This is a genomic window from Mesorhizobium humile, from assembly GCF_033977215.1.
Classification (GTDB): Bacteria; Pseudomonadota; Alphaproteobacteria; order Rhizobiales; family Rhizobiaceae; genus Mesorhizobium; species Mesorhizobium humile.
In genome coordinates, this window is sequence record NZ_JAVIIV010000019.1 from 69,091 (window position 1) to 94,886 (window position 25,796).

The 25,796-nt window shown below is 57.0% G+C and carries 22 protein-coding genes and 6 pseudogenes; 4 read left to right on the top strand and 24 right to left on the bottom strand.

The window, feature by feature from the left end; all coding sequences use genetic code 11:
* Positions 1–100 precede the first annotated feature (100 nt).
* The 9 genes and pseudogenes from RFM52_RS24800 to RFM52_RS24840 all read right to left on the bottom strand — a co-directional run.
* Positions 101–431: pseudogene (locus RFM52_RS24800) on the bottom strand (IS3 family transposase); the annotation flags it as partial.
* Positions 432–615: 184 nt separating this feature from the next.
* Positions 616–2,094 carry an aldehyde dehydrogenase family protein gene (locus RFM52_RS24805; RefSeq protein ID WP_320298612.1) on the bottom strand — a complete coding sequence of 493 codons (1,479 nt, stop codon included), beginning with the start codon at positions 2,092–2,094 and terminating at the stop codon, positions 616–618.
* A gap of 637 nt (positions 2,095–2,731) precedes the next feature.
* Positions 2,732–3,733, bottom strand: a complete 1,002-nt coding sequence (locus RFM52_RS24810; RefSeq protein WP_320298611.1) for an alpha-ketoacid dehydrogenase subunit beta — start codon at positions 3,731–3,733, stop codon at positions 2,732–2,734.
* 4 nt (positions 3,734–3,737) lie between these two features.
* Positions 3,738–4,751 (bottom strand): thiamine pyrophosphate-dependent dehydrogenase E1 component subunit alpha, encoded by a 1,014-nt coding sequence (locus tag RFM52_RS24815; protein WP_320327879.1) that lies wholly within the window; start codon positions 4,749–4,751, stop codon positions 3,738–3,740.
* A 1,060-nt stretch (positions 4,752–5,811) separates the two neighbouring features.
* Positions 5,812–6,561 (bottom strand): SDR family NAD(P)-dependent oxidoreductase, encoded by a 750-nt coding sequence (locus RFM52_RS24820; protein ID WP_320298609.1) that lies wholly within the window; start codon positions 6,559–6,561, stop codon positions 5,812–5,814.
* A 1,237-nt stretch (positions 6,562–7,798) separates the two neighbouring features.
* Positions 7,799–8,218, bottom strand: coding sequence for an SET domain-containing protein-lysine N-methyltransferase (locus RFM52_RS24825; protein ID WP_320298608.1), 420 nt, complete (start codon positions 8,216–8,218; stop codon positions 7,799–7,801).
* An 811-nt stretch (positions 8,219–9,029) separates the two neighbouring features.
* A complete protein-coding gene (locus RFM52_RS24830) occupies positions 9,030–9,731 on the bottom strand; it encodes a hypothetical protein (protein ID WP_320298607.1) in 702 nt (233 codons plus the stop codon).
* Between the two features lie 678 nt (positions 9,732–10,409).
* Positions 10,410–10,829 carry a DUF2267 domain-containing protein gene (locus RFM52_RS24835; protein ID WP_320298606.1) on the bottom strand — a complete coding sequence of 140 codons (420 nt, stop codon included), beginning with the start codon at positions 10,827–10,829 and terminating at the stop codon, positions 10,410–10,412.
* Positions 10,830–11,360: 531 nt separating this feature from the next.
* Positions 11,361–12,290, bottom strand: coding sequence for a 2-oxoglutarate and iron-dependent oxygenase domain-containing protein (locus RFM52_RS24840; RefSeq protein WP_320298605.1), 930 nt, complete (start codon positions 12,288–12,290; stop codon positions 11,361–11,363).
* 759 nt (positions 12,291–13,049) lie between these two features.
* Here RFM52_RS24840 and RFM52_RS32875 point away from each other — a divergent pair.
* Entirely contained in the window at positions 13,050–13,241 is a 192-nt protein-coding gene (locus RFM52_RS32875; RefSeq protein WP_430700524.1) for a transposase, read from the top strand.
* A gap of 608 nt (positions 13,242–13,849) precedes the next feature.
* On the opposite strand, the gene RFM52_RS24850 is transcribed toward RFM52_RS32875, so the two are convergent.
* The 7 genes and pseudogenes from RFM52_RS24850 to RFM52_RS24880 form a co-directional block, all read right to left on the bottom strand.
* Positions 13,850–14,641 carry a LuxR family transcriptional regulator gene (locus RFM52_RS24850; protein ID WP_320298604.1) on the bottom strand — a complete coding sequence of 264 codons (792 nt, stop codon included), beginning with the start codon at positions 14,639–14,641 and terminating at the stop codon, positions 13,850–13,852.
* Between the two features lie 390 nt (positions 14,642–15,031).
* Positions 15,032–15,177 (bottom strand): annotated as a pseudogene (locus tag RFM52_RS24855) (IS481 family transposase); the annotation flags it as partial.
* A 59-nt stretch (positions 15,178–15,236) separates the two neighbouring features.
* Positions 15,237–15,494 (bottom strand): hypothetical protein, encoded by a 258-nt coding sequence (locus RFM52_RS24860; RefSeq protein WP_320298603.1) that lies wholly within the window; start codon positions 15,492–15,494, stop codon positions 15,237–15,239.
* A 256-nt stretch (positions 15,495–15,750) separates the two neighbouring features.
* Positions 15,751–16,590, bottom strand: a complete 840-nt coding sequence (locus RFM52_RS24865) for a 2OG-Fe(II)-dependent halogenase WelO5 family protein (protein WP_320298602.1) — start codon at positions 16,588–16,590, stop codon at positions 15,751–15,753.
* Positions 16,580–17,839, bottom strand: coding sequence for a diaminobutyrate--2-oxoglutarate transaminase (gene ectB, locus RFM52_RS24870; protein WP_320298601.1), 1,260 nt, complete (start codon positions 17,837–17,839; stop codon positions 16,580–16,582). Before ectB ends, RFM52_RS24865 begins: the two co-directional genes overlap by 11 nt.
* 516 nt (positions 17,840–18,355) lie before the next feature.
* A complete protein-coding gene (locus RFM52_RS24875; protein ID WP_320298600.1) occupies positions 18,356–18,493 on the bottom strand; it encodes an iron-sulfur cluster assembly scaffold protein in 138 nt (45 codons plus the stop codon).
* The gene (locus RFM52_RS24880) at positions 18,430–18,756 is read right to left on the bottom strand and encodes a hypothetical protein (protein WP_320298670.1); all 327 of its coding nucleotides are present in this window, start codon (positions 18,754–18,756) and stop codon (positions 18,430–18,432) included. The genes RFM52_RS24875 and RFM52_RS24880 overlap by 64 nt, the downstream gene beginning before the upstream one ends.
* A 294-nt stretch (positions 18,757–19,050) precedes the next feature.
* Between RFM52_RS24880 and RFM52_RS24885 the strand changes: the two genes are divergently transcribed.
* Positions 19,051–19,848 (top strand): glycoside hydrolase family 12 protein, encoded by a 798-nt coding sequence (locus tag RFM52_RS24885; protein ID WP_320298599.1) that lies wholly within the window; start codon positions 19,051–19,053, stop codon positions 19,846–19,848.
* 260 nt (positions 19,849–20,108) lie between these two features.
* A pseudogene (locus RFM52_RS24890) lies at positions 20,109–20,519 on the top strand (RNA polymerase factor sigma-54); the annotation flags it as partial.
* On the opposite strand, the pseudogene RFM52_RS24895 reads toward RFM52_RS24890, so the two are convergent.
* From RFM52_RS24895 to RFM52_RS24910, 4 genes and pseudogenes are all read right to left on the bottom strand, one after another.
* A pseudogene (locus RFM52_RS24895) lies at positions 20,503–20,830 on the bottom strand (ATP-binding cassette domain-containing protein); the annotation flags it as partial. The pseudogenes RFM52_RS24890 and RFM52_RS24895 sit on opposite strands and share 17 nt — an antisense overlap.
* A 51-nt stretch (positions 20,831–20,881) precedes the next feature.
* Positions 20,882–21,031: pseudogene (locus RFM52_RS24900) on the bottom strand (HoxN/HupN/NixA family nickel/cobalt transporter); the annotation flags it as partial.
* A 126-nt stretch (positions 21,032–21,157) separates the two neighbouring features.
* Positions 21,158–21,847 carry an OmpW/AlkL family protein gene (locus RFM52_RS24905; protein ID WP_320298664.1) on the bottom strand — a complete coding sequence of 230 codons (690 nt, stop codon included), beginning with the start codon at positions 21,845–21,847 and terminating at the stop codon, positions 21,158–21,160.
* 1,001 nt (positions 21,848–22,848) lie between these two features.
* Complete coding sequence (locus RFM52_RS24910; RefSeq protein ID WP_320298598.1) at positions 22,849–23,862, bottom strand: 1-aminocyclopropane-1-carboxylate deaminase; 1,014 nt, start codon at positions 23,860–23,862, stop codon at positions 22,849–22,851.
* 270 nt (positions 23,863–24,132) lie between these two features.
* Between RFM52_RS24910 and RFM52_RS24915 the strand changes: the two genes are divergently transcribed.
* A complete protein-coding gene (locus RFM52_RS24915; RefSeq protein ID WP_320298669.1) occupies positions 24,133–24,279 on the top strand; it encodes a hypothetical protein in 147 nt (48 codons plus the stop codon).
* 80 nt (positions 24,280–24,359) lie between these two features.
* Here the strand turns inward: RFM52_RS24915 and RFM52_RS24920 are convergent.
* From RFM52_RS24920 to RFM52_RS24935, 4 genes and pseudogenes are all read right to left on the bottom strand, one after another.
* Positions 24,360–24,479: pseudogene (locus tag RFM52_RS24920) on the bottom strand (exopolysaccharide production repressor protein); the annotation flags it as partial.
* A gap of 60 nt (positions 24,480–24,539) precedes the next feature.
* Positions 24,540–24,857, bottom strand: coding sequence for a ferredoxin III, nif-specific (gene fdxB / locus RFM52_RS24925; protein ID WP_320215349.1), 318 nt, complete (start codon positions 24,855–24,857; stop codon positions 24,540–24,542).
* Complete coding sequence (locus RFM52_RS24930) at positions 24,854–25,057, bottom strand: CCE_0567 family metalloprotein (RefSeq protein WP_320236493.1); 204 nt, start codon at positions 25,055–25,057, stop codon at positions 24,854–24,856. Before RFM52_RS24930 ends, fdxB begins: the two co-directional genes overlap by 4 nt.
* 26 nt (positions 25,058–25,083) lie before the next feature.
* Complete coding sequence (locus RFM52_RS24935) at positions 25,084–25,554, bottom strand: DUF269 domain-containing protein (RefSeq protein ID WP_430700523.1); 471 nt, start codon at positions 25,552–25,554, stop codon at positions 25,084–25,086.
* Between the last annotated feature and the right edge of the window lie 242 nt (positions 25,555–25,796).

A 25,796-nucleotide genomic window follows, 5' to 3' on the forward strand; every position in this document is an offset into this window, starting at 1 on the left:
CGCGCGCCGCTGGCAAATTGGATTCACCAAGACCATCAACGCCGGGCGGCTACAGGGCTGGGCGGCCCAATGGCCTGCTGCCGGTTTTTCGGACACGAGGTTAAACTAGCACAGCCTGTTCCTCGAACTCGACTGGGCGAAGACAGCCGAGCGTCGGGCGCCTTCGCCGAGGGCTATAGAAGCGCTCGATGTAGTCCGCCCTCGCATCGTCCCTCGTCCTATAGACCTTGCGGACTGTCCGCTCGGTCTTGAGTGACGAGATCTCTCCATCGCAGCATTGTCCCGAACGTTGCCCGACCTGCTTGTTGAGCAGGTGATGCCGTGGTCGGCTATCAGTCGCTGGAACTCCTCGCTCGTATATTGCAATCCCTGGTTGGAGTGGCGCAGCAGGCTGTCGGGCCTACTCGGCGCAAGATCGCCATGATGACAGCGTGGAACTTCGCCAGCCTCTGGCGGTCCCGAGCCTCGGCTCCTCGGCACCGGCAGTCCAGCTCCGTCGGCACGCCAGCCAGACGCCGCGCCCCCTATCGTTATCGCCTTCGCCGAGACCACTGCGGCTGGTGCAGATCGACGCGTGTCCCGAAGCGACCGCGCCTCCGGCCTACACAGGCAATGTCAAACTGCGCCGCTTTGCCCGAAGGAGTCCCGTGGTGCCGAGATCGTGATCCCAACGTTTCTGGTCTGAACATAACCATCCAGCGCTTCTTGGCCCTTCTCCCTGCCATACCCAGACTGCTTTACTCCACCGAATGGCGTTTCTACGCCGCCGACATACCACCCATTCACGTAAACTTGCCCAGCCCACAGGCGATCGGCGGTCCAAAGTGCCCTGTCAATATTGCGAGTGAAAACGCCAGCAGCCAACCCCTGATCGGTGTCGTTTGCGAGGTCGACTGCCATCGCCGGATCATCGAACGTAGTGACGGCGAGAACAGGACCGAAGACTTCCTTTTTGAAAAGATTACTCTGTCGCTCGACATCAGCAAACACTGTCGCCGGCATGAAATAGCCACTCCGCTCAGCAAGAGCTGTTCCGCCGGTCACAACTTTAGCGCCCTGAGAGATGGCGGTCTGGCAGGCTCGCTCGACTCCCTGTCGCTGCTTTTGGGAGATCATGGGAGTAATGTGGCAATTATCGCGTCCTGGGCCAACAGAAAATCCGTCGACGCAAGCCTTAATTCTCTGTAGCAGCTCGCCTGCAATAGAGCGTTCCACAAGCAGGCGTGATAGGTTGTTACAGTTCTGGCCGGCATTTAGAAAGGACCCTATCCGAACCGCCTCAACAACGCTGTCGAGATCGGCATCCGAGTAAACAACCGCGGCCGACTTGCCGCCCAATTCCATGATGCAGGGCACGATACGCTCCGACGCGGCCTTGAGGACTGTTCGCCCGGTAGCTGCGGAGCCCGTAAAGACGATATGGCGAACGTCGGGATGCTCGATCAGCGCCTGGCCTACCGTTTGGCCATAACCAGTGAGAACGTTGACGGCCCCGGCAGGCACCCCAGCCGTCTCGCAGGCGCGTGCCATCTCAATTCCGGACAACGGGGCCAACTCTGGCGATTTTACCACCACTGAATTTCCTGTCGCGATCGCGCAGGCAAGCGACCGAGCCGTTAGTTCCAATGGACCATTCCACGGAACGATCTGGGCGGACACGCCGAACGGACTCCGGAGCGTGTAGTCGACCAGGTTGGCCCCGCGTGGGATGGAACGACCTTCGAGCTTATCGGCCAAGCCTCCGTAGTACCGCAGGTATCTAATGGCTGTTTGAACTTCGCCATAGGCCAGGTCCATTGCTTTGCCCGTCTCGACACAGTTGATAGTCGCAATCTCCTCGACTCGCGCGTCGAGGGCGTCAGCAATCCGAAACAGCATGCGTCCACGATCGTATGGATGCATGTCGATCAGAACGCGGTCTCGAAAGACTCGGTGAGCGGCGGCAACGGCGAGTTGGACCTCTTCGGGTCCAGCCTCTGCTACAACGGCTATAACTTCCCCATTTGACGGATCGTCTACCTCGATCCGTCCGCCGGACGAAGAATCCTGCCAACTTCCATCGATGTAATTTTTAATCACTTCAGTGCTGGCCATGTCGTTATTCTTTCAACAGTTTTCGTTATCTTCTCAGCTGCGGAATAGATCCGGCGACTACCTTAGGCGGACTGTTCGGCGTGCTCATACAAGAACACCTTGGCACTCCCTCGGGCGTCCATCTCAGCCTAAGCGGTCCAGCTGATCCACGTTGTCAACCGCGACTTTGCGAGGATCCTGCGGATGAATAACCTGTGCCTTAGCAATCGTGGGTAGGCATTCAGGAGCAAGCAACTGAGGAGGGGGCGCATCTCCGCAGAGAACGAGACCAAATCGCTCACATGCGCGAACCGCCTCATTCATAGTGGGCGAACTCCTTCGAAATGAACCCTTTCAATCACGTCAACATCTTCATGGCCGACAGTCGGAAGCCTTAGTGCACGGCTTACATTATTTCATTCGACGAGCCGCTTTAAGCGAACATTAGCTGCAAACGCAGAATCTCAACGCAATTCGACCGATGACGCAAAAAATCGGCGCTTTGCGGTCCAAACTGGGTGATGTTCACCCCATTTGGTGTATGGCGCGTAGCGCCAGACCCAACGGCCGATGTACGATCGCGTCGACTGGGGCTCTCCGATAGTTGGGGCAAACGACGCTGGCGGGAATGGGCCGGACGCAGAGACGGACAAGGATTTCAGAGCAGTTGCCGACTAGCTTGCATAATTCGCTTCTTCGTAGGGTAGAAGTCCATTTCAAGAGCCGGACTAAATGGGACGTGAATATCGGGCGCGCTTAGGCGCACGATAGGCCGCTTCAATAGATAGAACGCCTCTTCCGCCATCACAGCGGCGATTTCGCTTCCAACGTTGCAAACGCGGTGGGCATTATCGACAATTAAAAGTCGGCCTGTTTTTGCGACCGAGGTTTTAAATGCCTCATGATCAAGCGGCTTCAAGGTACGTGGGTCAATCACCTCGACCGAAATGCCTTCCTCACTGAGCGCATCGACAGCTTCCATCGTCGCCCGAATGGCGCCGGCTACGGCGATAAGGGTTATGTCTGTTCCCTCGCGCTTCACATCCGCTTTGCCAATCGGGATTATATGATCCGGATCTGTGGGAACATTGCCCCTGACGGTCCACAGCTGATTATCTTCGAAGATAAGTACGGGATCATCGTCGCGAATGGCCGACTTCATAAGACCCTTGATGTCGGCTGCACCGGTCGGGCTGACGATCTTGAGGCCCGGCACATTCATGAAAAACGGATATGGCCGGTCGGCATGCTGCGCTGCGTTGGACCCGACTGAATACATACAGCAACGAACCACGATCGGAATGTCGATTTGACCTCCAGTCATAAACCGCAGCTTCGAGGCCTGGTTGATTATCTGATCCGAAGCGAGATAGAGGAAACTGCCCACTGTTAGGTCCACGATCGGACGCAATCCATTGATGGCGGCCCCGATGCCCATTCCCGTAAAACTGCCTTCTGAGATCGGGGTGTTCCAGATCCGATTCTTGCCGAATTGCTCAAGGAGCTTCACGCCGCCGTAGACTGCGACGTCTTCTCCCACCAGAACAACTCGCTCATCACGCGCCATTTCCTCTACCTGCGCTTGCATGAGAGCATCAAAATAGGTCATCTCAATATGGGTGCCCGGCTTTGCGGCAAATTTCTTTACGTCAGTTTGCATTCGATTAAGACCTCTCCAGCTCAGCCGCGAAGCTCTGGCCAGGAAGGGAAGATTTGAACATGTAATCGGGCAAGGTTTCAGGCCGGGGCATCGGGCTGGCCAAAGCGAATTGTAAAGCCTGTTTGACGGCGTCGGTGACTTCGTCCTCTATTGCTATCAGGTTCTCTTCGTTTTCACCTTCTTCTAGTAGCACGTTTCGATATAGCAATATCGGGTCACGGTCGCGTTTGTGCCTCTCGACTTCTTCGGTCGATCGATATCCAAGTACCCGACTACTCGAGCGGAAACTGTGGTCATCGAATCTATAGGTCTCGGCTACTATAAGTGTGGGCCCCTCACCTACGCGCGCTCGGTTAACGGCCCGCGCCACGGCTTCATAGACGGCGCTCACGTCCTGCCCGTCAACCGTTAGGCCTGGCATTCCGTAGCCCGGCGCTCGCAGCGCGATGTCCGTCTGCCCGTGGCTTTGCGCCAACGAGGTGGTGAATGCATAGAGGTTGTTCTCACAAAGATAAATGACCGCAAGTTTCCATAGGGACGCCATGTTGAGACTCTCATGGAAGGCGCCCTGGTTCACCGCTCCATCGCCGAAAAAGCATAACGTGACCTGATCAACGCCCCGCACCTTGGCGCTGAAAGCACACCCCGTGGCAAGGGGAATGCCTCCTCCGACGATCGCCGATTCGGTGATAATCCCGACCGATTTGTCCGCAAAGTGCATCGACCCACCGCGTCCCTTGCAGATGCCGTCCTCCTTTCCCATCAGTTCGGCCATTAGCGCGTTTAGATGAGCGCCCTTCCCAATCGGATGGCCATGCGAACGATGCGTTCCGGTCATGGCGTCATTATCCCCAATAGCGAGACATGCCCCTACGATCGCTGCTTCTTGACCCACACTCGTGTGGAGGAATCCGGGGATTCTGCCACCTTTGAACTGGCGCATACTCTCTTCCTCGAATCGGCGGATACGAAGCATGCGCCGATAAGCCTCTAGTCTCCTGTCACCCTGCAATAGCATGATCTACGTTGCTCCATTCTTTAAGTAAAAGAGGCGGCCTTTGATAGAATGCAGGCCATGTAAATACATCGAGAAGAATTAACCATTTTCCTGTTTCTCTATTGGAATTGGCGACCTGAATGCCCATGTCGAGCGTGAATTCGTCTGAACCTCCGGGATGCGCCCGGCCTTGTGCAGCCCAGGATCCTCCCCCATGCATTCACGAAGGCATCGTGGACGGAGTGTCTCGGGCGCGCCTGGTAGGCTGCATCGTTCTGATGGCACAGGACCAGGGCGTCGATGATCACTACCTCGGGAAAGGTCATCGTGATCGGAAGTGACCGAGTGGAGAACAGGTCCAACCGAACAACCCTGATAGTAAGCCAAAGCCTTGCTTCGTTGGTGCATTGCGAGCGAGACGCCGACCTTGGATTGGTGACGCCTTGTTTGAACTCTTGGCACTAGTAGGTGCATGAAGGCCCTCAACTGCTAACTGGCGAGCGCTGCGCTTTGGCGCGTCGCCCTCAAACCATTCACGCGCGGAATAGGAGGCAAGCACGAGCCCCTTGAGTGGTCCATTTCTGAGTGGTCCATTTCCGCGGGGACGGCCTCTCGGGCGCGTATATCGAGCTTTGCTGCAGCAATGGCGTTATCCCTGCTCCAGGTGCTTTCTCGGCATCTTTGAGACTTGTAGCCAATCTCGTGCCAGTTGAATTAAAGCTGTGCAATCACACTCCTTTTCCACGACCGAGCGTGGCCCGAAGAAGTCCGTAGCCTTCCATTGTCCGAACCTGGACAACAATGTCGGAAGCGGGTCAAAAGCTGGGGGCCGGGTGACGCCACGGCGTGACCTGCCTCTGAATATCCTGGCTTTGAGGTCGGCCTGGGCTTCAGAACATGTTGCGCAAATTTCCTCATCCGGCGTATCGTCGGTGCTTCCCCGCTAACCGGCCGATGCGACGGCGAGGCTGGGTTAGCAGCGGTCACGATTCGCAGCCTTCGGCCTCGGCGTCCTGCAGGACATTTGAGAAACGATTTTTCCCGGGTGACGCCCAGCCGGGTTCGCAAATGGACACCGTACTCACCAGATCGTGTACCCTCCATCCACTGGAAGAACTGTGCCGGTCACGTAGCTGGATGCGTCGCTAGCGAGAAATTGAACTGCATTTGCAATCTCCTCCGTCCGGCCCAAGCGCCCTATCGGCGTAAGCTCGGCCCAGGTCGAAATGTTGTCGTTGGAGTCGTTGGTCATCTTCGTGGCCACATAGCCTGGAGCGACCGCGTTGACGCGAACGCCTGATTTTGCCCATTTGCAGGCATAGCTCTTTGTGAGCATGTGCACGCCAGCTTTGCTGGCGTTATAGGCTGGGTCGCTCTGCAGCTTTGCAACGATCGAGCCACAGATCGATCCAATATTGACAATGTTGCCCGACCCGCGCTCGGCCATCGCAGTGCCGATCGTGCTACAGCAATTGAACACTCCGTCCAGATTAACGGAGATGACGAAGCGCCAGTCATCGTCACTTGTATCTCTCGTCTTGCCCGGGACCCCGGCATTGTTAACGAGGATATCCGGGCAAGGCCCGATCGACGCGGCTAGGTCGCGCACAGACTGCGGATCGGCGACATCGCAGTGGAAGGCATCAACGTCAGGGCCCACTCCGGCTGCAGCCTTCCTAGCGGTGTCGAGGTCGAGATCGGCCAAGGTGAGCGAGGCGCCGGCCATCCTTAGCGTTCGCGCAATTTCCAGCCCGATGCCTTGTGCGCCGCCGGTTACTAGCGCCGAACGACCTGTAAGGTCAAAACGCTTCATGAGATCGGGATGCATCATGCTTGCTCCTTTGGGTTGGCATCTTGAATTCGTGAGGGTCCTTCGCTGGCGGCACTTCGATCAGAGAGATGCCAACCGAGACGATCGGGTACGAACAATGCCAATGATCGCCCCAAACGCTGCCCGTATGACCGTCTCAAAGCAGCGGGATGTAGTGACGGCTCTGGTCGGCGCCAATCTCGGCGACCTTTGCACCAAACTTACCGACCGGGTTGACCAGCAGGATGTTCCGATCTCGAGTCGCCTCGCAGGCCGGCTTCCCAAGTCGTCAGAGTTTACAGCGCACCCATGCCGGGCAAAGGCACGGATACGTACTCCGTCTTCCCCTCCTCTCGCTCTTGAGCGTGCCGCTGCAGATAGCCAGACGCAGCCGTGACAGACAGCATTGAATTAACAATTTGGCTCTTGCACTATTAACTCGGTTGCGCGGCGCATTACGGATAATACCGCGCAATATCTGTGCCAGATAAAAACTCGCCAGATTCAGGTGACTGGCTACACTGCCTAGGTCACATGTCTAACATCGTCATCGGAGGTACGCAATTTGCCTGGGATTGAAGATGAATTGTTACCGACCACAACCATCCGACGTGCGACACCGTGTTGGTAATGATCGGGGGCGAAGATGCCTTCGGCCACCTAGCCTGAAAAATTCCCGAGGGTTGGTGGATTGTCATGCAACCGAGCGTGCTGTTTCAGGCGAGCGAACTGAAGGGATCTGGGTTCCCGACGTGGCATGAGGCGGTGCGCGATCTGGTCGCGTTCGGAGCTCGGCGAGCGAGGATCTGCGCAAGAAGCGCCAGCGGCTTCTGTGGTTCATACTGCGCGATGGCCGGATCTTTAGTGAACGCAAGAATTGCGGCCAAGTGCATGCGCGCTGGCTGGCGGCACAAAAGTTCGACCATGCGCGGGAAGTCCATCTTTGGTAGTGCGTCAGAAACGACGTCGGACGCGTGGGCGCGTGGGCCGCAGCAGGGGAACAGCCCGCCCCCCACTGCGACAGCCAATGCCAGAGGCATTCTTGCAGGCAAAAAACATGCAGGCAGACCGGCCTCGGCGGTTTCCGTGGGCGGCCTAAGTTCCTCGCGGGCGTCAGCCCGCCGAATTCCGCGATTCAGCCTTCCCGTTCGCGACTTCCCGCGAGATCGGCTAAGGCTTGGCTTTGGCCTTCGCATGACGTTCGTCGGCGGCGCGCCGGAGGTTCCAGATTTAAACTTACCGAGCTCAAGCATGCACCTTATTCAACGAACTTGACGCTTGATGGATAATCACAAGTATTATTGTAACGATGCGTAATTTCCTCGTCGACGCCTATATCCTTTATAGCAATCATGCTTGCCCAGGCGCCCGCTTCTCCATCCCCCCAAACTGTCTTCGCATTTGGGCTCGCCGAGTGGTTTACTATAGATATGAAGCCGAATACAACGTACCCAGCTATACCGCTATCGCGTGGTCTTTTATCCGGTCTTACGAAATAATACTCGAGTAACCCTGTTTTTTTGAACAGTGCTGCTGAAGGCTCGTCAAATTCCCATGTCGGAGCTATATCAATTATATCACCAGATTTGAAGGGAATGTTGGCAAATAGACCACGGCCTTTGTATGGCACAGATTTGATATACACTGAGTTGCTTCGATCAAATATCTTATCGACCATTCTGGACCCCTCTCGTGCTAAGCATGAAACGCTTCCTGCATTGTGTCCGCTACGGACGGACCGCCATTTTGCTTCAGTGCCGTGCATCTCCGGTCGCGCTGCCCTCTAGGAAACGTAGGGAACGATCCGATCGGCAGACGGCCTAGATCGACCCTACTCGCTTACGAGGTTTTCGCCGTAAACCTCGCCCTTGGCGGGCTGCAGTCAAGGGCCGCCGAATCCAAGGAGGCAGCGCTCATTTTCTACCTGGGAGAAGTCAAGGACTCCATCTTTGACGAAAATAGCGTCCCTGGAGCGAACATAGGTTGCACTCGCCCTTGCGGCACCTGCCAAACGTGTAGCTGTTTTGCCGAGCGAGACGTATTGTGCTGCTGCGCTGGTTACGTGACACCTACTGCGGGCACCTCGACGGGGCGAGCCGGCTCCTGATGCGACTTGTCCGCGCGCACGACGATCGAGCAGCCTTCGGCCGGCAGGCAGCAGGGTTTGATCATCCCGTGCTCTACGCACGCGTGCCACGCGCCTCGATGGCCGCCGATGCTCCACTAGCAGCATGGCGGCTTCGGTCCGATCCAGGCGGCCGAGCGGATCAGACTGGTTCGTCAGCATTCTTTTCTTCCTGTCCTTCACTGGCGATATGTGCTGCAAGGTGCGGGCGCGCCGGGGTAGGCGTTTCTGCAGAGACTGCTTGCAGCGCCAAGTAAAGCCAAAAGCGACCATCAGCATCAGGAAGGCATCGCCCAACAGCTTCCTTTCGACGCGATCCCGACAGCGGCTGCAAGTCAGACCGTGGGCTTTGAACGCAAGCGAGTCAGGGAAGGCCCTGCACTGGCGTCTTGGCGGCTTTGATGCGTTGGGACAATTCGCTCCGCGTCAGCCAAAGAAGCCAATCATCCTCTTTGACGCCGCGGTCAGGCAAAGTCAAAATGGCCCCCTGCGCTTCTCTGTTAAGGTAGCCATACTGATCGGCGATTCCCTTCTCGATTATCCAACTAGGGACCAGAGCATAAATGAAATCAGGTGACCATTTCGCCCACGCCAGCCCAAACGCCATACTAGCAAGCGTACTAGGCAATCCGCGTCCCCTAAAATCCTCTCGGAGCCATACGTCGCCGTGATAAGCTACCATCCCGGACATGGTCTGGGCAGTCGGCGCAAGGCAAGCACAGGAGGAGCCGGCGCCGGCGCGACTCTTTGGATCCGCGTAGAAGGCTTTCAACGACTCGAGATGTCCAGCCAAATTGGTCGTCCGCAGATCGTCCAATCGAAGCGCCTGAACATGCGCCACGCTGCCTTTTTGGTCTTCTCCAACAATCCAAAACGCGCAGTCAGCTTCAAGCCGCGAGCAATCTGGCCGGAAGCTCGGATCCGTCGGCGATTTTCCAATCGTGCTTGATGTGACTTCAATGTATCGGTCGAAGTTTTCGCCCGTTCTGAGCCGCAGTCCGACGCTTAGTGCAGCATCGTTTACACACCGTATATATTTGAACACGTCGAACGAATTTCGGTTCACTTTGCCCACCTACTGTTATGCCGCGCACCTCCAGTGTACCGACCAGTGCCCATTGTCGATACCACCAGATTTTGTGGATTTCTGCGATTCAACTTCATGAACATTTCTTCCTGCTAAGTGGGGTGGCGCTAGGCACGACAGGACCTACATTCGCTGCCGGGATCTCGCCGCCTCGGCCGGGAATCAATCGCTCTGGGTAACGCTACGAAGTGCGGGCTGGACCGCGACGGCACAACACCGATCGGCGATGACGTAGACCGCCCTCCAAATAACAACCTTGAACTTGCGATTCATAGCCGTGTGACGGTTGCGTGCTTCCTCTCTGTCTCTCGGCCGGGACCGCCCCGGTCGTCGAACAACACCTTAGTTGCGGCGCTGAAAAAGCGACTCCACGGCGAATGCCTGGCCGACCTTAGTCCGTCCATCCTCGCGGCCGGGGCCGAAAAGGGGACCATTGGCGCGGAGACGACCGACGAGCGTCCTGGGCGAGCGCGGTTAGAGCGCAAGGTCCTGATAACGCCCGTGCAATCCCGGGACATCGCCAGGCGATTGCCTGAGCCGGAAAACTGAGAAGTCCGGCGGTCCATAGAATGGTATCGGAACAGTGCCGCGACGTTTCCAACTGCCGACCATCCCACAGACCTTCGGAACTCGCCAAACTCACTCAAGAGGTCTATCTCAGACTGGCCAAAGGTCGTTCAGCACTCTTGGAGTGGCGGCCTTCGCCTCTTGGATCTCTGCTACAGACATACGGTCCGCCAACTGGCCTAGTACCGAGCGGGCAACCTCTTCGGGATCTACGCCCGGGTCGCGGTGGACGCCTTCGTGGATCCGGTCGAGGAGCGATTTTCGGTTTCTCGCTTTGAAGCGACGGGCGGGGTGCCAACCCTCGTAGTAAAAGCCACGCAGCAACGCTGGCAGCTGCGCGCCGATGTACACGGCCTCATCGCGATCCAGGCAATCGCGCAGGGCGTGCAGCGTCGCAATCAGAGCCCGGTATACCCGCTCGCGTTCATGCCAGCGAAGTCTCCACACAAGATCGCTGATCCAATTCTGAGTTGCTTGCAGCGCATAGTCCGGATCGAGACTCACGTACATGAGCATTCTCCAGTCTGTAAGGTTGTCAGCATCAGATTACTCGTCGAGATGCATTTCGCCGGCGTTGAGGGTGGACCCACTTGGACAGTCGGGACTAGCGCTGCCAAGAGGATGAATAAAATCGGCCCGTTCGCGGCCTGCAGGATGAGACCGATGTCGATGCCAGATTCTGCAGTCGGCCTTCCGCTCGCGGCGTAGAGCCGAGAGGCAAGCCTGACCCTGGCAATTCGCGCGGCTCCGGGCGCGGACCGCAGTCCCAGAAAGACGGATCATCCCGACCGCTCCACTTCCCTTTTCCGAAATCATCACCTCAGCGCAGCGACACAGTGAAAAGCCGTGGCGCTGCAGCTTGCTTGAAAAAGTACCGCGTGGTTCTCGTGCAGCCACAATTCAAAAGTAGCATCAGCGCGCTTCTCCCGAGGCGCGTTGCAGGCCGCCCGTGGAGACGCGCGACGGCGGCTGGAATCTTCCAAGCGAACCAAACTGCGCCGCGTCATGCCATAGTCTGCGCACGTTAGAGAAACCGGACACTTACTGCAGTTCGCGCGCGCGCCCGGCACCATTCCCGGTTTCGATCGACGCCATGTTGCCTAGCATCATCTCCGCGACGCTGAAGGTGTGCCGCCTTTGCCGCGAAGTCAGGCTAGCGTCGATGTCGGGATAGATGAAGAAGGGTAGCGAAATTCGATCACTCAGACCATTGTGCGCGACCTGATGCGGCGTACTCTTGAAGCGGTCGTCGCTCAGGGCCTGGAACATATCGCCCAAGTTGACTACGAGACTGTCGGGCAGGCTCGGCACCGGTATCCAGCGCCCGCGCAACCACACCTGCAACGACCGGGTGGGCAGTTCCTCTTGCAGCAGCAGCGTGAAGAAGCCACCATCTGTGTGCTTGGCGCACGTGCCGCCGCGAGCTGGGTATCGAATCACACGTTGTCCCAGCGTCGGCGGGGTGAAATGGCGCCGGAACCAGCCTTGTTCCAAACCGATCAAGTCGGCAAGCTCGGTTCCGAGCTGCGGGATAACTCCGTGGAGCACGGTAGCCTGCAATGCAAGTAGGCTTCGAGCGAAACCAGGAGCCAAGGCCTCATCCGGAAACAGCGTGCTTCCTCCAAACGGACGGCGGTCGCCTTCGTTGTCGATTCCGAGATCGAACACTTCCTTCGGATCGCCGCCGGCGTCGGGATGCAGGATTTCCCCATGCAATGGACTGTATCCGCGGGCGATAGTGGGATAGATTCCTTGCGCGACGTGACCAAAGCGTTCCTTTATCGACTGCGGCAACGCGAAGAACCGCCGCGCGGCATCGATGGCTCGCGCGATCTGTTCCATTGGGATGCCATGCTGGACAAGGTAGAAGAACCCGTAATCCTTGCATGCCATGCGTAAGCGCTTGCGCTCTTCGGCTCGCGTTTTATCAGTTGCCAGATTTTCCAGTGATATTTGGGGTAGTGTGGTCATAATTGTTCATCCTTGGTCCATTGGCCTGTGAACTTCGTCGCAAGCACAGTATCTACCGGTATATCACGACGTATCTGCGGTCGATTCGACAGTGTCCGGCACAACGTGGTCACATCTTGGAGAGCGACACCGTCACGAACCGGCTCGCAATCCGGCCGGACGTCGCTGCGCGAAAGACACGTTCACCCGTCGTATTCCAGGCCGGTCTATCAGGCTCAGCTGACTTGGACATGGCGGTTTTGGCGGGTTTCCTTTCAGGCCCACTACGACAAAGCGTACTTCCATTGTTTTAAGTACATGATGACTTCCTCCATTCGTCGGAATGCACATGGGTGCGTTCGCATCCTTACCTATATAACCACCGAAAATCTGGCTATATCAATACAATATATGATAAGAATTTGTTGCAAAGCCATTAAATCCAGATCACCATTGCTTAACATTTCTCGTTTTGCAGTCCGATTTCAGAAGACAGCGGTAAGGGATCTTCCTGGTAATGATCAACGGTAGCCTGGCCGGTACCGACAATTAACCAGAACTCGCTAGTCTAGATGTCGTACCTTCCCAGGATCTGAGCATGGCAACCTCCGCGCCCACTTCATGCGAAGCGTGCTGGACGCTCCCGGCAACGATTTGGCGTAAGTAACCCTGCCACCACTTCTCGCGAAGCCTCACCGCCATGACCGACGATACCTTGCTGCCGCTCTCATTCCAGACGTTACGCGCGAGAAGATCACAGCTGCGTTTGATGGCGTACGCATCAACTCGGATGGCGGCGTTTCATGCTTTTGGCCGCGGCCGAGCCAGGGCTTGCAACTGGCCGACTGGCTGGCCGCTGCGATCCAGGATTCGCGCAATCCACAGCGGGTGACGCACGCCATGGCCGACGTTCTGCGCGCCCGCATCTTTGCGACCGCCTGCGGCTACGAGGATGCCAACGATCTCGATTAGCTGCGCACCGACCCGGCCTTCAAGCTCGCTTGCGGACGGCTGCCCGACAGCGGGATTGATCTGTGCTCGCAGCCGACCTTTCGCGCCTAGAGGACCTGCCAGACCTGCGCACCGTCATCCGGCTCGGGTGGGTGCTGGTCGATCTGTGGCTGTCGAGCTATGCCGCGCCGCCCAAAGCGTGACGTTCGACATTGCCGACAGTGCTTGATGTCGTTCAACGGCCATCAGCAGCTCTCGCCCTTCAACGCCCATATTACGACGAGCGCTGCTTCCTGCCGACCCACATCTGTGACGCCGCGACCGCCGTGATCCTGCCTCCTGGCAAGACCCCGCCCGGCAAGGAGATTCGCGGCCATCTGCGCCGCTTGTCAGCGCATCCGCGCGCGCTGGCCGGCCACCCAAACTCTGGTTCGCGGCGACGGCCACCTATTGCCGGGCGCAGGTCATGGCCGGTGCGATAACAACGCGCTCGACTACCTCATCGGATTGCCCGGCGACAAGGTTCTCCCGCGTCTCGCTGCGAAGCCGCCAACGATATCCCCAAGTGTAAGACTGCCGTTTCCCTTCCGTGATCTCGGTATAAAGATATTTTGCGTTTTCATATTGAACTATAATTCTACTATCCCGCGCTTTAGCACTTCTATGGCAGCGGTTATTCTGCTATTCGCGTCCATTTTTCCCATCACGTTTTTTATGTGGAAATTAACGGTATTTACAGATATCCCTAGAATCTTTCCTATTTCCCACGACGATTTCCCTTTCGCCGTCCATAGGATGCACTCTTTTTCTCTTGAAGAAAGGGTAGAGGTGCTCTCGACGCCTTTCGGATCAGCGAATTCCGCGACTCTCAGGTGAAAATGTAACGCCGCAAGTTGCAAGTACGCGATTGTTCTATTTCGGAATTCACCGTCCCCGGCCTGAGCAAAGTTCATGATCGCAAAGCTGCCGTCGGGGCCGTGCAATGGGACGCTAATGCCTGACCTTAAGCCAAAGGTGGCAGCCTCGTCCAAAACGCGACGCTCGTCTTCAGTCGTGCTTTCGTCGTTGTACACCTCGCTCCAACGAAAGGCTCCTATTCGCCTCCGACTTCTCTTGATAGTAGGGTCTACCTTGTCATAGCCCATTTCGAAATAGCGCTCCCGCCATCCATCAGGGTAATTCAGCATGACCGCCGGATCGCCTCGCACCGGCTTTAAGCCTTTTTGGTCTCGTGCAAGAGAGCCATAGGCAACCCACGGGCAATCAAAATTCAGGGCAAAAGCAGATAGCAGGTCGAACAACTGCTTAGGTTTTTCAATACCATAGGTGCGGTCGAGAAAACGGGCAACTTCGACCGCAAACGCCTCCCCGGCAGCCCCAGGGAAATTCATCCTGGGTAACAAAAAGAGCTGGTCGGACACTTTAGGCGAGAGCTCTCGAAATTCAGTGACAGCAGTTGTGCATCGGGGTTGCATAGGCTCAGCTCCGTAGCCATTCGTCTGGATGCTGCCCCTTTGGCGTCCACAGGTTCCGGCTGTGAGGCTAAGGCCACGTCCTCATCAGCAGGCCAACATCATCGGAACTCTAGCATCTCACTGCAATTGGTGGAGTTAATTTATTTTACAATAGTGCTTCGCTTTCGCGAACCGCGCGCAGCCAACAACACAAAACGTCGAGTCTCAATATGCATTTGCCACCTTCACATAATATAAATCGATAGGCGCCGCCTTTCGGATTACTCCCTGGAAGGCGCACAACCTTTCTTCCGAGAATAAAGGTCTCAAAACGGCGACCTCACATTGTCAATTCGTAGGTGGAAGGCCTTTGAGGGTCTTGAGGCGCTTCGAGAAATTCTGGCGCTGACAGAGTCAGCGAGATGGCGACGGAGTTCGAAGCGCTTGAGGATGGTGCGGTTTATGCGTTCGACTTTGGTCCAGGGATGCCTAACCTTTGTAAGGGGTGATCGATATCGTTGCGGCAATGGCTATCTCCGAGGCATGAGCGCGGAAGAGTTGCTTACGTTGTTGATTTCGGCATCGTTCCAACTCTCACCTTTTTCTGCACACTGTTGGGGAGGCGTTGTAACGGATTGCCACGGACCGTCGATGGTCTGATGGCCTTGGCGCGCACGGGTGTTGACGACGAGAGGGGCGGTGAGCGCAGCGCGGCGATGAGATCGGTCGGTGCCTTTAAACCGTTGCCTTTTAGGGGCCGCGCAAGGCGCGTGGTTTCCATTTCGTTGCTGAACACCAGCCGATGCGGCTCGAGCCGCATCCACGGCTGGCACCTCATAGGCCACTGCTGCCGCGCGTGCTGATGTCGAGATGAATGCTGGCCAGCAGCGTTTTTTCGAAGCGGTAGCCGCTCTAATGAGCCAATCGTGATCGAGGCGAGAGCGACCTGGACCTTTTGCAGCAGCAGTCAGTTCGGCAAGTTCCCGGCCGGTCTTTGGATCAGCCGAGGGCTGCGACTGACGGCCCCTCCGTTGGCGGCCGATGTGAGATATCGGTCAGTGGCTGCGACATTCATGTCAGGTCCACCAGAGGACGAGATCCGGCCGCGCAAATCCGAAAAAGCTGTTCAGCACCAGACGACGCTTTTTGCCTGCTTGACCAGTAACCCCGTGAACGAAACCGCCATCGATCAGGGCGATATCCCCGGCCTTGAGCTGGAACTCGCGACAAGGGACGGGCTCGAGATAAGCTGCCGAATAGGGATATCCTGTGGTCTCGACACCTTGCGACTTTCGATCCGCGACTGTCGGCTTGTGACTCCAGAGCCGCAGATTGCCACCTTCGTCGGACACGCTGGGGTAGAAGTTGAGCGCCGCGACAGTGTTGTGCGCCACCGCAGAAAGCTCGTAATCCTTCCCGGCACGTAACACTTGAGCGACATCGTCGTGAGGGTCCAAGGAAAACGTGCCGCTGCCAGACCAGCTGAGACCGCGGCAAACATTGGCCTTGCCATGTTCTGAACGGGCCAGCCGCAATTCAACGCCCTGTTTGTGAAGCTCGCGCTTCAACGCGTCGAATAGGGCTCGGACCGGGTCAACTAAATTGCCAAAAAGGGCGTCAACGTGCGGCCTCGCATTTTCCGCCTCCTTGAAATAGCTGGCTGCATCCTTCCTGTAGTGGGATGCGCCGACATATTGTCCGGGGACGCCATCTTTGCGCTCGTTGAGAGCGGGACTGCCAAAAAACTTCGTGGTGATCTCCTCGGCTACTTCGGTGCTGAAAGCTTGGCTGATATGCAGAGCCGTGATCTCACCTTTCAGAACTGAGATGATCTCCGCAGTGCTGATCGAGCCGGTTCGTTCTTTGATTGCAAGAGGCGAGATGGCCGGCGTTTGAGCTACTTGGTTAGTCGCCATTGGTTTTCTCCTGTAGTGCGTGATCGAGGATCGCAATGCCGTGATTGAGTTCGTCATCTGAGATGGTTATCGGCGGAAGGACTTTGATGACGTCGCGGTTTGGCCCCGAGGATTCGATCAGCAGGCCGTTTTCGAACGCGACATCGTGCACACGGCTAACAAAGGCCTGTGACCGGCACTTGAGGCCGGCCATCAGACCACGGCCTCGCTTTTGCTCGATGCACTTGGGGAATTTCGCAACGAGGCGATCAAGGTGTTCTTGAAGTTTGACGGCCGCCCGCTCGACGGCTGTAGTAAAGCGCCTATCGGACCACACTTTGCACATGGCCGCGGAAGTCACGAAGGCGAGATTATTGCCTCTGAAGGTCCCGCTATGTTCTCCCGGATTCCATATGTCCATGTCCGGGCGAATCAGAACTATGGACAGCGGATTACCTGAACCGCTTAGGGATTTGGAAAGGGTCACAATGTCGGGTTCAATTTTCGCGAACTCGAACGAGAAGAAATCGCCCGTTCGTCCCGAACCTGCCTGAATGTCATCCACGATGAAAACAACGTCGTGCTTACGGCAAATGCGCTGAATTTCTGAGAGCCAAGGTGCGGATGCGGTGTTCATGCCGCCTTCTGCCTGGATGGGCTCCAGGATGATTGCGGCCGGCTTTTCTATCCCGCTGCCTGGGTCGCCCAACACGTGATCAATGTAACTCGCGGAATCGAAAGTTTGGTTCGGATAGTTCTCGTAAGGGACACGGATCACATCGTGGCGAGCAACGCCGCCAAGCTGTCTGGTTGACGCTGAACCCGACACCGCTAAGGAGCCGAGCGACATGCCATGGTACGAATTTGTGAAGGCCATGACACTCGAGCGGCCGGTATATTTTCGCGCCAGCGCCAACGCCGCTTCGTTAGCGTTTGTCCCGGTCGGCCCAGGAAACTGTATCTTGTAAGAAAGGCCCCGGGGTTTCAGGATCGACTCGACAAACACTTCGATGAAATCACGCTTTGCGGCTGTATACATATCAAGCGACAAAACTATATTTTTATTGACGAGGTATTTAATTGCCGGCGCCACAATATCTGGATTGTTATGGCCGTAGTTGAGCGCACCGGACCCAACAATGAAATCAATAAAAGATTTGCCTGCCTCGTCCCAGATTGTCGCTCCCAGAGACTTAGTAAAGACTGTTGGAAAAGATCGTCCATAGCGACGAACATTAGACTCGTAAGCTTCGAAAATGTCAATATCCATCAAAGAGCCTCCCTATATGCGGCGCGTGATCAAAGCTTCGGGTTCTATATTTACGTATCCCAACTCATTGAGTCGGACAACTAGTCGCGGAAAATCTCGGCTCAAAGCGAACGTATCATTGTCAGCGGCTTGCATTCGCAAAGACTCTGTAAATTTGTTTGACGAATCTGTTGCAGCGCTTTGGTATCGATAGCGTGACAGTCAGTACCCGTCTTTGCGGCAACGCTATCGGCGGCGTTGTTGGCGGGGCAACCGGCACAATCGCACCGATTTTCCCAGTGAAACCTGGCGCAAAAAGGCGGTATCGGACAAATCGCCAGTGTCGCGCTTGCAGTCGCAGCAAACTTGCGCGGCGTGGGACGCAGATTCATGAAAGCCTGCCCGATACCCGCCACCTTTTCCGCCGACGACCAGAGGTCCAGTTGACAACTAAGCTTTCCTCAAACGAAAACCCGTTTGGCCCTTCGCCCAAGGCAGTTGCCGCACAATCGGCAGTCCGCTCGGCGAACCGTTATCCTAAACGCACCGACTGCCGAAGGTCTGGAATGTTGCGGCGGTGATCGTCTGCGTCTTCCAATCGAAACCCATCGTCAGTTTAAGCCCATCGCCGCAGGCGACGGCGACGACCTCGCCGGCCGCATTTGGGGTGTCCAAAACGCCGACATCGTTCGGGTTGATGAAATAGACCTTGTCGCTGAAGTGGCGACGTTGTCGGTGTCATACCGCATGGCGCCAGCATCATCAAAGCTGAATGAGCGGCTGAGTATCCACATGCGGTGGAAATCTTTCATCCCACTGTTCGCACGTCTCGGAGCAACCATCGCTCGAGCGATCGGTTGTTGATCGACCGCAATGCCGCGCTCGGCCATCTCCTCGAGATCGCGCCGGCTGAGCTTGGCGGCCAGGTTCCAGCGCATGCCGCGGATTAGTTGAACGGATCCCGCCAAGCTGACCGCAAAGCGCCGATCGCGGCGGGAAAGCTGTTGAACGACCGCGTCGTGCCGTTCTTCTGATGAGCATAGCATCACCACCGAGCCGAATGCAGACCGGCGGACGGGGTCGGTAGAAGACTCGTCAGCTTCTCGAAAGTTGAGCTCCCTAGCATTCGAACTTGGTCTCCAGATGCGGATGCCTCAGCTGGTGACGGACCCAGATACTCGCCAGACGGTCGATACGAGATCGTTGTTCCCGTAAAACAGAAGGAGAGCTTCATGGATTCCCCTCGGATAAACGGCACCGGATCGCTGCCCTCCCCGCCGAGGTACGTCGACAGACACGATGATGATCTATTTAGGCAAGCTTTAAACCAAGCCAGGTCATCGACTGTCGCACTTGTCTCGGCAAAAGCTCCGATTTGGAGGTCGAGCGCTCCATACGAAGACTTTTCACATGGAGGCTATTCCTGGAACAATGATATCTGGGGGGGAAAGGGCGCTGGGCCTCAGACAATTTCGGTGTATGCAGACAACCACTGGAGCGTGTGGTCGAACCAGCCTAATACTGGAGGTATCAAGAGCTATCCCCACCAGGCTTTCAATGTCGGGAAACCGCTCAGTTCAATTAAAACCCTGACTGGGAGCTTCAATCAGGATGTTCCTTCTGGCGGCGCCTGGGACACCGCCTACGACATCTGGGACAGCTCACATCAAAATGAGATAATGCTCTGGACAAACCACACCGGAAATCCAGACGGTAGCGGCAATGTTAAGCCTATCTCAAGTCATTATGACCCTTCCGGTGCGGCGATCCCGGTCTACCGCAATGTCAATGTAGGCGGGGCGAATTGGAACGTGTTTGAAGGCTCCAATGGCCAAAGGGTAATCTCGCTGGTGTGCACTTCGAAGACCGACAGCGGGACGGTGGACATCAAGGGTGTCCTGGATTGGCTCAAGTCTAAGGGTTACTTTGGCGACATAAATGTCGGCAGCGTTCAATACGGTGTCGAGATTACCGGGTCTCCCGGGGGAGCGAACTTCAACTTCAAGAACTGCTCCGTGACTTCGACGTGATATTTATACGGGCCGCGGATCGCCTGAAAGGGATGTCGGCCAAGTAGGTCGGCCGTCCCATCGCCTGTACGACCGAAAATGGACGTCCTGTCGAAGGCTATGACTGCCTGGCATCATGGATCGCTGTGACCGACGTCGATCGCCGCCGTCAGCGCCTTCAACTCGCTCGTTTGGGCAATTGCTGGCCACGTTCGACTACCATGCGCCAGGCTTCATCAGCGCCTTTTTGGGGACGGGTGCGTTCAGATCCAGGCATCGCACGAGCCGTCGCCGAGGCGATCAACATGCATGCGTTGACCGTAAGCCGGGTGACGTCGAACGAGTATATGCTCACGCCACGTGGTGTATTCGAACTGAAGAATTTCTTTACCGCCGCGATCGCTTCCTCCCAAGGCAGCACGGCGCACTCCGCTGAAGCCGTTCGCCACCAGATCAGGGCAATGCTATCGACGGAATCGCCGCCTGAGGTACTCACCGACGACGACATCGCCTTTAGGCTCAAGGAAATAGGCATCGATATTGCGCGTCGCACTGTCACGAAATGTCGCGAAGCGATGAACATTCCCTCCTCGGTACAGCGCCTCCGGCAAATGCGCGCGTCAGCGATCGGGGCCAACGGGCGCGGCCGGTGTGGTCGCCATGGAGTTGCTCTTGGATCAGATTCTTCGTGAGCTCCAGCGTCTGCCTTTCGAACAAGCGGCGATATACGCCGCCATCGAGACGCATGAGTGCGTCGTGGTCTCCTTCCTCGACGATCACGACCACGATCGAACACGAGCAGCCTGTCGAGCGTGCGCACGGTCGACAGCCGGTGAGCGATGACGAGCGTGGTGCGTCCGAGTGTCAGCCGATTCATCGCGTCCTGGATCAAGATCTCCGACTCTGAATCGAGGCTGGATGTCGCCTCGTCGAGGATCAAAATTGGCGCATTGGCCAGGAAGGCGCGAGCAATTGCCACGCGCTGTCGCTCGCCGCCGGAAAGTGTTGGAAGACGTGAAGCTGGTTCCCGGTGGCTGCGATCACCAAGTTAACCCAGAACGACGATGCTGGAATGGCCCAGCAAAAAGAAGAAGCCGACCGAAAACGGATGTTTGCCTTCGTGTGTGAGCTTGCGCACGGCATTGTCTGTTGCCGCAATATGGTCTGCGTCAAATGCATGTCGAAGGCCGAGCATGTGGGCCAGACGTAGCACCTACGAATGAGGTGCTCGCCCATATTGCACGGCGTAGGACAGGGTCCGGTCTGCCCTCAAGTCTTTCATTGGGCGTTTTCGGCGCTTCTAAATGCCGAAGGTTCCATCGCCGACCTGTTAGAAGCGGTAAGTGACGCCTGCACCTATCAACCAGGGGTCTAGCTTGGCCTTGCCCTTTAGATCGGCGCCGGCCACTTTGACGGTAAAATCTGGTTCCAGGAAAAGCTTCTTGACGTCGACATTGACCCCCCAGTGCCGATCCAGCATGTAGTCGAAGCCGACCTGCAGCGCGGCACCAAACGTGTTCTTCACATGGAGAGCATCGGCGCTGCCGACACTCTGATTGTAGAAGACGGTGTAGTTCAGGCCGGCGCCGACATAGGGTCGGAAGGCCCCGAAGTGGGTGATATGATACTGCAGCGTGAGCGTGGGTGGCAGTGTCCATACCTTGCCGACATTCCCCAGCGCGCCGATTGCTCCGGTGCCATCAACGTTGGCGTAGGTAGTGGCGAGTATGAGTTCGGCAGCGATGTTTTCGGTGAAGAAATAGGAGATGTCGAATTCCGGCGTCACGGTGTCTGAATAGGAGAGATTGGAACCGGCGATCCCGCCGACGTAACCTGAATCGTTGGTTTTCACTCCCAACGCGCGCACGCGGATCTGCCACGGGCTCGACGCCTCCAGTGTCCCCTGGTCCTGTGCGATGTAGCGTTGCGCAGGGTCTGCCGCCATAGCCTGCTGACCCACCCCCATAAGGACGATGAGCGCTATCGCACCTTGCGCCGCAACCATCCGCACTTTTGTCATCATGTTCTCTCCTGGTACTGATAACCGTAGACTCTGTCGTTTGTACGCGTGGGATGATTTCTCATCACTCGCCGGTACAGACGCTCTGCCAAGAGCACTGCATTTGTCGTGCCAACGAGAAGAACATTGGGAAACCGCAAGATTCGCTTCCGAGAGCTCGTGTCTCAGCGCTGATACTGTCGTGTTTCGAGCTGATATTGTCGTGTTTTGCACAAACGGACTAACGACCGAAAGCACGCGAGAGCTATATCTGACACATCGGCAGAGAATGAAGGAGACAATACCTCACGAGGTGATCGCGACGCTGGTCATGCGAGGCGGGCTCTTCCATCCACAACTTCGATGTCTCATGCGAGAGTGTTTGGCCTGCCAATCGGGCTTACGGTGATCGCAATCTCTCGCGTTAGCGCGCTATCGTGCGCGGCGAGCATGGTTATATCGAGCATGTCATCTTTCTCCAGCCGGTCACGGCGGCTGAAAACTCTCCTCGAACGCGATCGAGAAGATAAGGCCGCACGTCGAATTCAATGCAGTGGCTCTCTCCGGAGATCGCCCATGCAGCGAACTCTCCAGCACCGGCTGGCGCTGGATTTCTCACATGGCATTGAGCCGTGCGATCATCCACCTCGCACTCGGGCGATGGAAACTCGGAAATAAAATCGCATTCAGGGATGCCCTAGCCAGCGCTCTTCTTGCCTTCATGATCTCATCGGCAAACCCGCCGCGGCCGACGCGGGCGGAGCGGGACGGCAATAGGCCCGCTCGGGCCGAGTGACCGACGTCGAGCAACCGCCCAGATGCCGGGCCCAAAGCGGTCCTGGAATTTTGGGCACTGCCCGCCAGCGTCGCCAAGTGTTTGCGGTTCGTGGCGATATCAATAGGCGGCTGCGCCGACCGCTCCAGATGCACTAACTCCGGGCTCGGCAGCCGTCGCGGCGACTCCCAGCCGGGTCGCTGCTGACGCGGCCCGTACGGGTCGCTGCTGACGCGGCCCGTACGGGTCAGCCGTTTCGAAAGGTGTAACCGTAGCCGTTGATCGCCGGCGCACCGCCGAGATGCGTGAAAAGAACCCTCGATCCCTCGGCAAAAAAGCCTTTCTGGACCAGGTCGATCATTCCTTGCATCGATTTGCCTACGTAAACGGGATCGATGATCATACCTTCGAGCCGCGCGCACAGACGGATGGCATCCTTAGTTTCCCGGGACGGTATGCCATAACATGGGTAAGCGTACTCCTCGAGCAACACCACATCATCCTCGACCAGTTCTATTCCGAGATCGACGAGCTCCGCTGTATGTTGGGCAATATCCAGCACTTGCGCCTTGGTCTGCGAGGGAGTGGCGGAGGCATCGATACCGATGACGTTGCGATGTCGACCGTCATTGGCAAATCCGACGAGCATGCCGGCATGCGTCGAGCCCGTGACCGTGCAAACGAAGATGAAGTCAAATGCAAACCCAAGCTGTTTCTCCTGAGCGCGCAACTCCTCTGCGAACCCCACGTAGCCGAGACCACCATACGGGTGAACGGACGCGCCAGCTGGTATCGCATAGGGTCTCCCGCCCCTTGCCTTGACCTCGTAGAGCGCCTTTTCCCAACTGCGGCGGATGCCGATGTCAAAGCCCTCGTCGACCAGATGCACTTCTGCGCCCATGATGCGGCTTAAGAGAATGTTGCCCACCCGATCGTAGACGGCATCCTCATGTGGAACCCAACTCTCCTGAACTAGGAGGCATTTCATGCCGATTCTGGCCGCGACCGCGGCGACCATTCGCGTGTGATTGGACTGCACGCCGCCGATGGAGACAAGCGTATCGGCATCTGAGGCGATGGCGTCGGGGATGATGTATTCGAGCTTGCGCAGCTTGTTTCCGCCAAACGCGAGTCCGGAGTTGCAGTCCTCGCGTTTGGCGTAGATTTCCACCTTTCCACCTAGATGCTTGCTGAGCCGGTCGAGCTTCTCGATGTGCGTCGGTCCAAAGGTAAGCGGATAGCGTTCGAACTTTTCCAGCATGTTACTCTCCGGCGATGCGTGAATGAGCCGAGACTAGCTATGCACATCAGCTTAAGGGGCGTGTTTGGTCTGAGGGCAGCTGCGCTGTCCGACGTCTTAGAAGAGCTTCGTCACATTCCAGCGCCTCATTCGCCGTCCCGACACGCAACGGCCACGTCGGCGTCCCCACCAATGCCTGTCGCACCGAAAACTGCGTCGCCGGGATTGGAACGACGGAATGCGGTCGCCGTCGACGGTACCAAGCATAGCATTCCTTGAAAGATCCACCCGATGTTCACGGTTGAGCCGAAGTGGCGTGAATCTGACTTTGATCTCGTCATCGCGCCTCAGTGGAGCAGCGATATGCCGCCCATCGGAAAGACCGGAGGCACATTGGAAGATTTATTCCTCACCACCTCATCATCATCTGGCGGCTGACATTCCAACTGCGTCGCAACTCCGAAATGTTCAGCCCTTTGGCCAGGTCTGCTAGCCCAGCCAGACCGCCAGATCAGAAAGAGCACACTTGCGAAATAGGCTATTTGGAGGAGCAGCGAACAAGCCAGCGTTGTGACGACTACTGTGCGGATGGAATGAGAAGCAAAGTAGACAGCCAAAGCGTTGCTGCACAGGACCACCCAAAAAACGCGATAAAAGATTCTGAAGGGCAACGCCGTTCTCCTGGTTTTCTCGCCACATCATGCAGCGACCTTGTCGGCCGCAACATGGGTCTGGCAGTTCTTCGGGCAGACGCGGGCGCAGGCTCCGCAGCCGACGCAGCGGCCTGCATGGTCGACGACCATGATCATACGATTGAGCTCGCCATCGAAGTCGTCGTCTTCGTCGTTGCAGGGGCCGAGGATTTCGCCTGCGTCATCGACGCCGTAAAGGTGCATGACCTCGCGCGAGCAAACCTTAAAGCAGCGTCCGCAGCCTATGCAGGTCGTGCCGTCGATAGCGGTGAGATATTGCGGCATCCATTTGGAGCCGTCGCGGGTGACGAACGCGCTCGTCATCGCGCATTCTCCGATGCAGCGAGATCTCTCTTGGCAGCGTCCCACTCGGCAAAAACGGCGAACGTTCTCTCGGCAATCACCTTGATCTCGGTCCAGTTGACCGGGAGGTCTTCGGCAAGGTCGTGCAATTCCATCTTCGCGGTTCCAGCACGCGACTGCAGCTTGCGGACCTTCTTCTGCAGCTCTTCACGGTTTGACATTAATCCTTCCTCGAATACGGCTTCCATCACGCCAGCGCGACGTCGGGACTGACTTTGGTGTCTGCGGTTGCATCGTCCACCAGTTTCGTACCGGCCTCCGCCAGTTGTCGGAACGTCTCGAAGCCGAAGCGGTGGATGTCCGGACAGAACGACCCAACGCCTGGCACCGAAAAGCCCGCGCCCAGAGGCCTCACGGGTTTGGCCTCCACAATTGGCGATGTCGCCGGGTGGAAACGCTCAGCGATCGCAAGCCCGACGGCGCTGTAGAACATGTCGAGCCTCCACAGCGCGTGGGGATCGGGATAGCCCATGCCAGGGATCGCGCGGCCCTTCTTTCTGGTGACGATGAAGCCGGCCAGCAGCGCTGCGTCCGATTTGCCTTCCCATAAGCAGTAGGACTCCTCAGCACGGATCAGCCGCACGAGGCAATTGACGAACGGGGTGGCAAGGGCCGCCTCGTCCTCGTTAATAGCAGCGCAGATCGCGGCTTCGGCCAATTTCATATTCTCCCCAGTTCAGGCCTCTTCGTCGAATTTCCTTTTTCGGCAGCGCCTAGCTCGGGCGCACGTGCGCGGCCGATGCCCGGCTCGGAGCGGGCAATTCCAAGCAATTGACGTCCCGGTGAGCGTTCTTGGACGCGTCTTCGACCGCGAGGCCTTCCACCATGGCGAGAATTCGCGTCCAACATCACTTGCGCTGCTGCGCGGCCGCGGGTCATCGCAAAATTCGCGCTTTGAAA